7 protein-coding genes are annotated in these 12350 nt (G+C 57.0%); 1 reads left to right on the top strand and 6 read right to left on the bottom strand.

Annotation, left to right across the window (positions count from 1 at the left end; genetic code table 11):
- Positions 1–4302, top strand: coding sequence for a SpvB/TcaC N-terminal domain-containing protein (locus AAGR22_RS04150; protein ID WP_345830455.1), 4302 nt, complete (start codon positions 1–3; stop codon positions 4300–4302).
- Positions 4303–4379: 77 nt separating this feature from the next.
- Here the strand turns inward: AAGR22_RS04150 and carB are convergent, their stop codons facing one another.
- The 6 genes from carB to fkpB form a co-directional block, all read right to left on the bottom strand.
- Positions 4380–7613 carry a carbamoyl-phosphate synthase large subunit gene (carB, locus tag AAGR22_RS04145; protein WP_345830453.1) on the bottom strand — a complete coding sequence of 1078 codons (3234 nt, stop codon included), beginning with the start codon at positions 7611–7613 and terminating at the stop codon, positions 4380–4382.
- Positions 7614–7627: 14 nt separating this feature from the next.
- The gene (carA, locus tag AAGR22_RS04140; RefSeq protein WP_345830452.1) at positions 7628–8800 is read right to left on the bottom strand and encodes a glutamine-hydrolyzing carbamoyl-phosphate synthase small subunit; all 1173 of its coding nucleotides are present in this window, start codon (positions 8798–8800) and stop codon (positions 7628–7630) included.
- A 435-nt stretch (positions 8801–9235) separates the two neighbouring features.
- Positions 9236–10057 carry a 4-hydroxy-tetrahydrodipicolinate reductase gene (dapB, locus tag AAGR22_RS04135; protein WP_345831546.1) on the bottom strand — a complete coding sequence of 274 codons (822 nt, stop codon included), beginning with the start codon at positions 10055–10057 and terminating at the stop codon, positions 9236–9238.
- 237 nt (positions 10058–10294) lie between these two features.
- Positions 10295–10579, bottom strand: a complete 285-nt coding sequence (locus AAGR22_RS04130) for a hypothetical protein (protein WP_067709101.1) — start codon at positions 10577–10579, stop codon at positions 10295–10297.
- A gap of 365 nt (positions 10580–10944) precedes the next feature.
- Positions 10945–11898, bottom strand: coding sequence for a 4-hydroxy-3-methylbut-2-enyl diphosphate reductase (gene ispH, locus AAGR22_RS04125; RefSeq protein WP_345830450.1), 954 nt, complete (start codon positions 11896–11898; stop codon positions 10945–10947).
- Positions 11879–12349, bottom strand: a complete 471-nt coding sequence (fkpB, locus tag AAGR22_RS04120) for an FKBP-type peptidyl-prolyl cis-trans isomerase (RefSeq protein WP_067709107.1) — start codon at positions 12347–12349, stop codon at positions 11879–11881. The genes ispH and fkpB overlap by 20 nt, the downstream gene beginning before the upstream one ends.
- Position 12350: the final 1 nt, after the last annotated feature.

Raw genomic sequence — 12350 nt, 5'->3', positions numbered from 1 at the left:
ATGCAATCCAATGAACAACTGCAGCTGTCGCCGCCCTCTCTGCCCAGCGGGGGTGGGACGATTAACGGTTTAAAAGGTGATATGCCTGCGGCCGGTCCTGACGGGGCCGCTACGCTCAGCATCCCTCTACCTGTCAGCGCCGGGCGGGGCTATGCCCCCGCTATTGCACTCAGCTACCACAGTCGGAGTGGAAACAGCCCGTTTGGTATGGGCTGGAACCTCAATCTGCCTGGGGTACAGCGGCGTACCCGTAAAGGTGTCCCGGACTGGGATGAGACGGATGAATTCACTGGCCCGGACGGTGAGGTGCTGGTACCGCTACTGTCAGCCGCAGGCGTACCAGAAACGCGGCGGGCCAGTCGCCTGTTGGGCGTCGCGCCAGGCGGGAATTTCAGCGTTCACACTTACCGCTCACGCAGCGAAAGCAGTTTCAGTCGCCTGGAACGCTGGCGACCGGATCAGGCCAGCGAAAGTGATTTCTGGGTGCTGTACAGCCCAAATGGCGAAGTCCTGCTATTAGGCAGAAATGCACAGGCCCGCATCAGCCACCCGGAAAACCCAGCCCATACGGCGGTATGGCTACTGGAATCGTCGGTGACGCTCACCGGGGAGCAGATTTACTACCAGTACCGGGGCGAAGATGACACGGGCTGCGATCAAATGGAACGCGCGGCACATCCGGCCAGCGGTGCACAGCGTTATCTGGTCGCGATACGCTATGGTAACAAAAACGCCGGGCGTACCCTTCCCGCCCTGGTCACTGCGCCGCCCGACTATGCGTGGCTGTTTGCGGTGACGCTGGACTACGGTGAACGCGCCCAGGGTGATTATGATATTCCCAGCTGGCAGATACCCGGCACGGGGAGCTGGTCCTGCCGCCCGGACTGTTTTTCCGATTTCGCTTATGGATTCGACCTGCGCACCCGACGTCTCTGTCGCCAGGTGCTGCTGTTTCACCGGCTGCGTACCCTGGCAGGGGCACAGGAGGAGAGTGAAGCGCCCACGCTTATCGCTCGTATGCAGCTAAACTATGATCAGACGCCCTCACTCAGTCTGCTAAAAACCGTCCGGCATCTCGCCTATGAACCTGACGGAAAAAGTCTTTCCCTGGCGCCGCCGCTGGAATATGAATGGCAGACCTTTACCTCCTCTTCGCTTACGCCGTTCAACTGGCAACGGCGGGAGGATATGGCCAGCTTTAACCTGCTGCATCCCTACCAGCTTATCGATCTTAATGGTGAGGGGCTGTGCGGGATCCTCTATCAGGATCAGGGAGCCTGGTGGTATCGTCAGCCGGAACGCCAGCCGGGGACGGATGCCGACGCAATAACATGGGGAGCGCCCAGACCGCTACCGCAGACGCCCTCGCTGCAGCGCGGTGGTCTGTTAATCGACCTGAATGGGGATGGTCAGCTGGAATGGGTCGTGACGGCGCCCGGCGTGGCAGGCAGCTATCAGCGCACGCCGCAGGGTAACTGGCAGCATTTTACGCCGCTCTCAGCTCTGCCGGTGGAATATGCCCATCCGCGTGCGCAGCTGACCGATATTATCGGTGCTGGCATGACCGACCTCGTGCTGATTGGTCCGCGCAGCGTACGCCTGTACAGCGGGAACGGTAAGGGGTGGGAGAAAGCACGGACGGTGTGGCAGGCAGAGGACATTACCCTTGCCGTGCCCGACGCGGATGCACGCGTGCTGGTCGCCTTCAGCGACCTGCCCGGCAGCGGGCAACAGCATCTGGTTGAGGTGCAGGCCAGCGGGGTGCGCTACTGGCCAAATCTGGGCCACGGTCGCTTTGGTCACCCGATCGGCCTGCCCGGCTTCAGCCAGCCTGCCGCCACCTTTAATCCGAACCAGCTCTTCCTGGCGGATACGGATGGATCGGGTACTGGCGATCTGATCTATGCCCACAGTGACCGGCTGGAGCTTTACCGGAATCAGAGTGGTAACCGCTTTGCTGAACCGCTAAACATACCGCTACCGCAGGGGGTGCGTTTTGACCGCACCTGTAGCCTGCAGGTGGCAGATATCCAGGGGCTGGGCATCGCCAGCCTGATCCTGACCCTCACCCACCCGGTACCGCAGCACTGGGTGTGCCACCTCTCATCCGAGAAGCCCTGGCTACTGAGCCAAATGGACAACCACCTCGGCGCACGGCACAAACTTTATTACCGCAGTTCGGCACAGTTCTGGCTGGATGAAAAGGCGGCGACGGGTAACCCTGCCCTGCCCTGCTATCTGCCCTTTGCGCTGCATACGCTCTGGCGCACAGAGGTGACCGATGACATTACCGGTAATCGGCTGGCCAGCAAAATAAACTATCGGCACGGCGTGTGGGACGGGCAGGAGCGCGAGTTTCGTGGCTTTGGCTTTGTTGAAGTGACGGACTCTGACACCTCGACCAGCCAGGGAACAGCAGCAGAGATCGGTATACCTGCGATCGGCCGCAGCTGGTATGCCACTGGCCTGCCCGCCGTGGATAACCGCCTGGCAGAAGAGTTCTGGCAGGGCGACAAAGCCGCCTGGCCCGGCTTCACGCCCCGTTTCACCACCGGAAGCGGCGAGGATGAACAAGCCTCCAGGCCACAGGATGAAACCGCCTTCTGGCTGAACCGGGGGCTAAAAGGCCTGCTGCTGCGCAGTGAGCTTTATGGCGCAGACGGCAGCAGCCAGGCCGGGATCCCTTATAGCGTCGAGGAAAACCGTCCTCAGGTGCGGCTGGTCGAGCCTGCGGGGCGCTATCCGGTGGTCTGGTCTGCCCTGGTGGAAAGCCGTACATATACTTACGAGCGGGTTAGCAGCGATCCGCAGTGCAGCCAGCAGGTTTTGCTGACCAGCGATGAGTACGGACAACCTCTGCGTGAGGTGAATATCAGCTATCCGCGCCGCAGCCAGCCGGCACAAAGTCCCTGGCCGGATACCCTGCCGGACACGCTCTTTGCCAGCAGCTATGACGATCAGCAAAAGGTGCTGCGCCTCGACCTGCATCAAAGCCGCCTGCACGTTGTGACCTCACTGGCAGAGGGCAACTGGCTCTTAGGTATTGCCGACGCCACCCGGACCGATCACTCTATTCACTCCGCCGATGTCATCCCCTCAGACGGGCTGACGCTGGAAGGGTTGCGACAGGCGGGCGGCCCCATCGCGGACAGCCAGCCTTACGTCTTTGGTGGGCAACAGCAGTGCTGGTACCTCGATAGTCAAAACCGGGCGACAACCAATGCACCCGCCCTGCCGCCCAGGGTCGCCTTTATGGAAACCGCCATTATGGATGAGGAGATAGTCAGTGCATTGAAGGCCGACATCACTCCTGCCCATCTGGCGGAGGCGGGCTATCTGTCTGCCGAATATCTGTTCGCCCGCAGGGGTGAATCCGGGAAAAAACTGTGGACGGCGCGACAGGGTTACGCGACTTACGCCGCCGCCGCGCACTACTGGCGGCCCCAGACCTGGCGTGAAACCCTGCTGACTGGTGCAGCCAGCTTCACCTGGGATCCCTGGGACTGTGTCATTGTGCAACAGCGGGACGCGGCTGGCCTGACCACGACGGCAGAGTATGACTGGCGCTTCCTGACCCCGATGCAGGTCACCGATCCCAATGACAACGTGCGCTCTGTCACGCTGGATGCGCTGGGGCGCGTCACCACCGTGCGATTTAGCGGCACGGAAAACGGACAACCCGCTGGTTACAGTGACGCCCCCTTTACCCCGCCGGAGAGTGCTGAAGCGGCTTTTGCCCTGAAAGCGCCCCTTCCCGTCGCGCAGTGTATGATTTACGTCGCCGACAGTTGGAAGACTGGGACACAAGAAACCGCCGAGATATTACCTCCGCACGTGGTCACCCTGACGACCGACCGTTATGACAACGATGCGGAACAGCAGATCCGCCAGCAGGTGGTGTTTAGCGATGGTTTTGGTCGTGTGCTCCAGGCCGCAGCCCGTCAGGCAAACGGTGAAGCCTTGCAGCGAACCGACGATGGTGTGCTTGCAGTAGATAAAAAGGGTGTGCCCATCGCGGCCGAAACGCGCTTCCGCTGGGCGGTAACCGGCCGCACCGAGTATGACAATAAAGGTCAGGCCATCCGCACCTTTCAACCCTGGTTTCTGAACGACTGGAAGTACGTCAGCGACGTGAGCGCACGGAAGGATCTCTATGCCGATACCCATTACTACGATCCGCCCGGTCGTGAATGGCAGGTGAAAACGGCGAAAGGCTGGCTGCGTCGTACGCTGTTCACGCCCTGGTTTGTAGTCAGCGAGGATGAAAATGATACGGCGGCAGAGGTGACCGGGAACCTTTAGCGGAGATACCGGCCGGCGTGGACGGATTCAGATCCAACACTGCCGCTGAGGGATGCTCCCCCAGCGGCAACAGAGAACTATGCCTTGTGAGCGTTGATCTGCGCGTGCATCTCCTGCACCGAGATCACCTGCTCACAGGGGTCAGAGTTCAGGGACATCGCCGTGGCAAATCCGCCGTTCAGCGTAGTGTCATAGTGCACCTTGTACTGAAGCGCACTGCGACGCAGCAGTTTAGAGTCCTCGATGGCCTGGCGCCCTTCGGTGGTATTCACAATATAGGCATACTCGCCGTTCTTCAGACGATCCTGAATATGCGGGCGGCCTTCGTGCACCTTGTTCACCAGACGCGGGTTGATCCCCGCCTCACCCAGCACCACGGCGGTGCCGTGCGTCGCATCCAGTTCAAAACCGAGCTTTTGCAGCTTAGCGGCCAGGTCGACGATGCGCTTTTTGTCCCCTTCGCGCACCGACAGCAGGGCGCGTCCGGTTTTCTTCATATTACTTTGCGCCCCCAGCATCGCCTTTGAGAACGCCTCGGCAAAGGTTCGTCCCACGCCCATCACCTCACCGGTAGAGCGCATTTCCGGGCCGAGGATCGGGTCAACGCCCTGGAATTTGTTAAACGGCAGCACCACCTCTTTCACCGAGTAGTACGGCGGAATCACCTCTTCGGTTATGCCCTGTTCGGCCAGCGTTTTACCCGCCATCACCCGTGCAGCGACCTTCGCCAGCGGCACCCCGGTGGCTTTCGACACAAAGGGAACGGTACGGGCGGCGCGCGGATTCACTTCAATCAGGTAGACTTCGTTATCCTTCACCGCAAACTGCACGTTCATCAGACCGCGAACGCTAAGCTCGAAGGCCAGCTTCTCTACCTGCTGACGCATCACATTCTGGATCTCTTTGCTCAGCGTGTAGGCGGGCAGCGAACAGGCAGAGTCACCGGAGTGGACGCCCGCCTGCTCGATGTGCTCCATAATGCCGCCAATCAGCACCCGCTCACCGTCGCAGATGGCATCAATATCCACTTCGACCGCATCATCAAGGAAGCGATCCAGCAGCACCGGCGCATCGTTGGAGACGGAAACCGCCGTCTGGAAGTAGCGTTTAAGATCGACCTCGTCGTAGACGATTTCCATCGCCCGGCCGCCGAGCACGTAAGAGGGACGAACCACCAGCGGATAACCCAGCTGTGCCGCTTTTTCGACGGCCTGTTCCAGCGCGGTCACCGTGGCATTGGCGGGCTGCTTCAGGCCCAGACGATCCACGGCCTGCTGGAAGCGTTCGCGGTCTTCCGCCCGGTCAATTGCGTCCGGGCTGGTGCCAATAACCGGTACGCCTGCGGCTTCCAGCTCACGCGCCAGCTTCAGCGGCGTCTGACCACCGTACTGTACAATCACCCCTTTCGGCTTCTCGATGCGCACAATTTCCAGCACGTCTTCCAGCGTCACCGGTTCGAAATAGAGGCGATCGGAGGTGTCATAATCGGTTGAAACGGTTTCCGGGTTACAGTTAACCATAATGGTTTCGTAACCGTCTTCCCGCAGCGCCAGCGAGGCATGAACGCAGCAGTAGTCAAACTCAATGCCCTGCCCGATGCGGTTTGGCCCGCCGCCCAGCACCATGATTTTTTCACGATCCTGAGACGGGTTCGCTTCGCACTCCTCCTCGTAAGTGGAGTACATATAGGCGGTGTCCGTTGAGAACTCAGCGGCGCAGGTATCCACGCGTTTGTAGACCGGGTGCAGATTGTAACGCTCACGCAGCTTGCGTATCTCGCTTTCCGCTACGCCAGCCAGCGCACAAAGGCGCGCATCGGCAAAGCCTTTACGCTTCAGCTCCCGCAGGAACTCTTTCGTCAGGCCATTGATCCCTTCCCGGGCAACCTTCTCTTCCAGACGCACCAGTTCTTCTATCTGCACCAGGAACCAGCGATCGATATTGGTCAGGTTAAAAACGCCATCAACGGACATTCCGGCACGGAAGGCGTCGGCGATGTACCAGATGCGATCCGAACCGGCATCCTTCAGCTCACGGCGAACGTGGGTCAGGGCTTCGGGATCGTTGAGGCTAACTTTAGGATCGAATCCGCTGGCACCCACTTCCAGCCCGCGCAGCGCTTTCTGCATCGACTCCTGGAAGGTGCGGCCAATGGCCATCACTTCCCCGACGGATTTCATCTGGGTGGTCAGGCGATCGTTCGCCCCGGCGAATTTCTCAAAATTGAAGCGGGGAATTTTGGTGACGACATAATCAATGGACGGCTCAAACGATGCCGGGGTCAGGCCACCGGTGATATCGTTCATCAGCTCGTCCAGCGTGTAGCCGACGGCCAGCTTGGCGGCGATTTTCGCAATCGGGAAGCCGGTCGCCTTAGAGGCCAGCGCAGAAGAACGCGACACGCGCGGATTCATTTCGATAATGATCAGGCGGCCATTTTCCGGGTTCACCGAGAACTGCACGTTGGAACCGCCGGTTTCAACGCCGATTTCACGCAGTACCGCCATCGAGGCGTTACGCATGATTTGATACTCTTTGTCGGTCAGCGTCTGGGCAGGCGCGACGGTAATCGAATCGCCGGTGTGGATGCCCATCGCGTCGAAATTTTCAATGGAGCAGACGATAATGCAGTTATCGTTCTTATCGCGCACCACCTCCATTTCATACTCTTTCCAGCCGATCAGTGATTCATCAATCAGCAGCTCGTTGGTGGGAGAGAGATCCAGCCCGCGCTCGCAAATTTCTTCAAACTCTTCACGGTTATAGGCGATACCGCCGCCGGTGCCACCCATGGTGAACGAGGGGCGGATAATGCACGGGAAGCCCAGCTCGTCAGCTACCCTGAGGGCCTCGTCCATGGTGTGCGCAATGCCGGAACGCGCCGTATCAAGGCCAATCTTCTTCATTGCTTTATCGAAGCGCTGACGATCTTCCGCCTTATCAATTGCATCGGCGGTGGCGCCAATCATGGTCACGCCGAATTCAGCCAGCACGCCCTGACGCTCCAGCTCCAGCGCGCAGTTCAGCGCCGTCTGGCCACCCATGGTGGGCAGCACCGCATCCGGGCGCTCTTTTTCAATGATTTTGCGCACCACTTCCCAGTGGATCGGCTCAATATAGGTCGCGTCAGCCATATCCGGGTCGGTCATGATGGTCGCCGGATTGGAGTTGACCAGAATAACGCGATAGCCCTCTTCCCGCAGGGCTTTACAGGCCTGAGCGCCTGAGTAGTCGAACTCACAGGCCTGTCCGATGACGATCGGACCTGCGCCAAGGATCAGGATACTTTTTATGTCGGTACGTTTTGGCATTTTCTCGCTCCTGATTATTTCGCGTTTGAACGGTAGGCTTCGATCAGTTCGATAAAGTGATCGAACAGCGGGGCGGCATCATGCGGACCCGGGCTGGCTTCAGGGTGACCCTGGAAACTAAAGGCCGCTTTGTCCGTACGATGAATCCCCTGCACCGTGTGGTCAAAAAGCGAGGTATGGGTCACGCGCAGGTTATCCGGCAGGTTGCTGCCATCGACGGCAAAACCATGGTTTTGCGCGGTGATCATCACCCTGTTGTTGTCCAGGTCTTTTACCGGATGATTGCCACCGTGATGGCCCAGCTTCATTTTGACCGTTTTTGCCCCGCTCGCCAGCGCCAGCAGCTGGTGACCCAGACAGATGCCGAATACCGGCACGTCAGTTTCCAGAAAGCGCTTAATCGCCGCGATAGCGTAATCGCATGGCTCCGGATCGCCAGGGCCGTTAGCCAGGAAAATACCGTCCGGATTGAGCTTTAACACCTCTTCCGCAGAGGTCTGGGCCGGGACGACCGTCAGCCGACAGCCGCGATCGACCAGCATCCGCAGGATGCTGCGCTTAACGCCGTAGTCACAGGCGACCACGTGGAACGGCAGTTCGTCACCGCTTTTCGCCGCTGGCAGGCCGTCGAGCGTCCAGCTGCCCTGTTGCCAGCTATAAGTTTCAGCTGTAGAGACCTCTTTCGCCAGGTCCATGCCTTTCAGACCGGGAAACGCCTGCGCTTTTTGCAGCGCCAGCGCCGCATCCGGTGCATCACCGGCGATGATGCAGCCATTCTGTGCACCTTTCTCGCGCAGCAACCGCGTTAGCTTGCGCGTATCAATATCGGCAATAGCGACAATGTTATGACGCTTTAGGTATGCAGAGAGACCTTCTTCATTACGAAAGTTGCTCGCTATCAGCGGCAAATCGCGAATCACCAGCCCCTGCGCCTGAACCTTAGAGGACTCTTCATCCGCGGCGTTAGTGCCGACATTGCCGATATGAGGATAGGTAAGGGTAACAATCTGGCGGGAGTAGGAAGGATCAGTGAGGATTTCTTGATAACCGGTCATTGAGGTGTTGAAAACGACTTCTCCCACAGCCGATCCTGTGGCCCCGATGGCACGACCATGGAATTGGGTTCCGTCTTCGAGAACCAATAGCGCTGACTTAATCAAAACACCCTCCAGGGAATAAACAGTCATATTATTTGCATATTAATTCATTACGAACCTTAAAATCAATGCAAAACCGTCTGACCGTCCGATTTTGGCAAATTGCGCGCATTCTAATGATCGCCCCGGCCATTGTCCACCCTGGAACCCGATTTTTCATGGTTTTTTATCCGACTGGGGGGTAAAAGCGTTAGTTACGCCTGAAAACAGCAGATATCCAGGCTAAAAAACCGATTGCCTGTGAGGGAAATGATCAGAATGCTCTTAGCCGCACTAAAAAGTGGACCAAATGGTCAAAAATAGCATTACAGAGGAGAATAAAAACGACTAAACACAGATAAATAATCAGCTAAAGAGATAATACTGGTAAAAACACTTTTTTCACATTAAAAAAAAGGAGGCATTATTACCTCCTTTAAATCAATATATTACACTCATTAACCCTGAAAAATGAGAGCTACACCTTCAAATATCGTCAAGATTAAGCACATTTTTCATATCAAAAAGCCCATTTTTCTGCGAACTTAACCAGATAGAAGCGCGTACTGCGCCTTTAGCAAAGGTCATCCGACTTGAAGCCTTATGGGTTATCTCCACGCGTTCGCCAATATCGGCAAACATCGCCGTATGCTCACCTACAATGTCACCGGCGCGTACGGTGGCGAAGCCAATCGTTTGAGCCTTACGCTCTCCGGTGTGCCCTTCCCGGGCATAAACGGCGTGCTGGTCTAAATCCCACTCCATGGCATCGGCGATCGCCTCACCCATCGCCAGCGCTGTCCCTGATGGGGCATCCACTTTGTGCCGGTGGTGGGCTTCCACAATCTCGATGTCGGCATAGTCGCCCATCACTTTTGCCGCCTTTTCCAGCAGCTTTAAGACCAGGTTAACGCCAACGCTAAAGTTGGCGGCAAACACAATGCCAATATCCTGAGCCGCTTCGCTGATGGCTGCCTTACCCGCCTGGTCAAATCCGGTGGTGCCGATCACTATCGCCTTATGTTGCTCACGGCAAAATTTCAGATACTCCAGCGTGGCTTCGGGCCGGGTGAAATCGATTAGTATGTCAAAGTCATCTACCACGGCCGCAAGACTGTCGACTAGAGTGACGCCCAGCGTGCCTGTGCCTGCCATTTCACCGGCGTCACTCCCTACCAGCGATGAACCTTTGCGTACCAGTGCGGCGCCCAGGGAGGCGCCCTCAGCCTCATGCACGGCCTGGATCAGCTGACGTCCCATACGTCCCGACGCGCCGACAACGGCAATGCGAATATCACTACTCATAATTTTTTCATTCCTGACGAAGGTTGATTCGTTGAACTCTCTTTCAGATTAACCAGCCTCCGGGGCAGAAGCCAGAGCCGAAACGGCATAATCAGAATATCAGGGCGTGAAAACGGGTGACAGGGTGCAACACCGGCACACAGAGACTTAACTGGCAGGATAAGGGTGAAACCCCTTTAAGACGTCGCGCGCTATATAAGTGTTATAGCGCGCCATAAACTTTATAAGCTTAGGTTGGGATTAGAAAGCAGCAGGTTCGGGTTCGGGCTTGATCGGGTGAGGCTTACAACTAATAGCAGTCTTCACGATGCCCACTATCATCATTGCGCCGGAAAGGGCCGTCAGCACTATGCCCGCGGTCATTCCTACAAAGCCCAATCCCAGAGTGGGTACGCCCAGAATTGCCCCGCCGACGATGATGGGTATTCCTACGATCAGGCCAGCACCGCCTATACCCAGCAACTCAGGGCCGCTTAATGATCCTCCCCCAACGTTATTGATTTCCGAAAGCGTGAGTTCTCTCATTATTAACTCCATTTAAATTTATTTAAAATCATCCTGTGGTGATTAATCACCTTAAAGAAGCGTGTATTCAATATTTTCCCATCCCCTTATCGGGGACAGAATAACCATAACGCAAGCGGCAGGACACTTCAATGAAGTGAAACAGTTTTATAATAGCCTGAGCCTGGTTTAAATATATTGCTACTGCTATAAGAATGGATCATCGGCTTGCGCATCCATGCGCCAACGCTCTGCTTATCACCCTGGATCGCCTTGTAGTGCGCTCTGACGCCATTATTGAGCACACCAGGGAAGATAACATTACCGCTATTCCAGATTCTGGCCCAATTATTCAGACGTCGCGAATTAAAGCGACCTGTTCGACATTAGTTAACTTCCCGAATATCTACGCGCAGCTCTTTTGGCACCTCGAAAACAATATTTTCTTCGCGGCCAATCAGCTCAATGGCGGCTTCGCCACCAAACTCGCGCAGGCGCTGAATAACCTCCTGCACCAGAATATCCGGTGCCGAGGCACCCGCCGTCACGCCAACGCAGCTCACGCCTTTAATCCACTCTTCCTGAATATCATCGGCAGAATCAATAAGACGGGCAAGCTTACCCGCCCGCTGTGCCAGTTCGGCCAGACGATTAGAGTTAGAGGAGTTGCGGGACCCAACCACCAGCACCACTTCTGCATCCCTTGCCAGCGTGCGTACCGCTTCCTGCCGGTTGGTGGTGGCATAGCAGATATCATCCTTACGCGGCCCGATGATTTTTGGAAAACGCGCGCGAAGTGCATCAATCACCTCTGACGTATCATCAACTGACAGCGTCGTCTGGGTCATAAAGCACAGATTCTGATCGTTCTTTACCTCAAGCTTCAGGACATCCGCCGGAGATTCCACAAGGTACATTCCGCCCTCAGGGTTGCTGTACTGGCCCATCGTGCCTTCCACCTCAGGGTGGCCGGCATGACCAATCAGTATCGCCTCCGTCCCCTTACGGCTGGCGCGCGCCACTTCCATATGCACTTTTGTGACCAGCGGACAGGTGGCGTCAAACAGCATGGTCAGGCTGCGCGCCCTGGCTTCTGCGCGAACGGCCTGGGATACGCCATGAGCGGAGAAGATCAGAATCGAACCGTCCGGCACTTCCCCGATCTCCTCAATGAAAATAGCCCCGCGCTCGCGCAGGCTATTCACCACGTAGCGGTTGTGTACTACCTCATGCCGCACGTAAATAGGCGCGCCATACATCTCCAGCGCGCGCTCCACAATACTGATCGCGCGATCAACGCCCGCACAGAATCCACGAGGATTAGCCAACAGGATTTGCATTTGTCGCCTCCCGTACCGGATTGATCTCCAGCACCTCAACATCAAAATGGATGACCTGCCCGGCTAATGGATGGTTAAAGTCCACGGTAATCGAGTCGCCGGAAATTTCGCGGATAACACCCGGCATCTCATTCCCGTCCATCCCGCTGAACAGCATAATCGCCCCCACTTCAGGCTCTCCCGCCTGGGTAAAATCCCGGCGGGAGAAGTACTGAATTAAATCCGGACTGGCGGAGCCAAATGCGGCCTCAGGCTGCAGCGAGAACGCTTTTTTATCACCCGGGTGCAGGCCGAGCAGCTCATCCTCAAGCTGCTCTGACAGGCTACCGTCTCCCAGACTAAACAGCGCCGGTTTTCCGTTATCCCGCGTGGATTCCGCGGTGGAACCGTCGGCCAGTTTTAACGTGAAATGCACCAGCACCGCGCTATCACGCTGTACAGAATCAGTCATG

The sequence above is a fragment of the Erwinia sp. HDF1-3R genome (genome assembly GCF_039621855.1).
GTDB lineage: Bacteria > Pseudomonadota > Gammaproteobacteria > Enterobacterales > Enterobacteriaceae > Erwinia.
This window is presented reverse-complemented; position numbering and strand designations above follow the sequence as displayed.

Coding starts and splice junctions, on each gene's coding strand:
- AAGR22_RS04150 (WP_345830455.1), top strand. CDS start 1: ATGCAATCCAATGAACAACTGCAGCTGTCGCCGCCCTCTCTGCCCAGC.
- carB (WP_345830453.1), bottom strand. CDS start 7,613: ATGCCAAAACGTACCGACATAAAAAGTATCCTGATCCTTGGCGCAGGT.
- carA (WP_345830452.1), bottom strand. CDS start 8,800: ATGACTGTTTATTCCCTGGAGGGTGTTTTGATTAAGTCAGCGCTATTG.
- AAGR22_RS04130 (WP_067709101.1), bottom strand. CDS start 10,579: ATGAGAGAACTCACGCTTTCGGAAATCAATAACGTTGGGGGAGGATCA.
- ispH (WP_345830450.1), bottom strand. CDS start 11,898: ATGCAAATCCTGTTGGCTAATCCTCGTGGATTCTGTGCGGGCGTTGAT.
- fkpB (WP_067709107.1), bottom strand. CDS start 12,349: ATGACTGATTCTGTACAGCGTGATAGCGCGGTGCTGGTGCATTTCACG.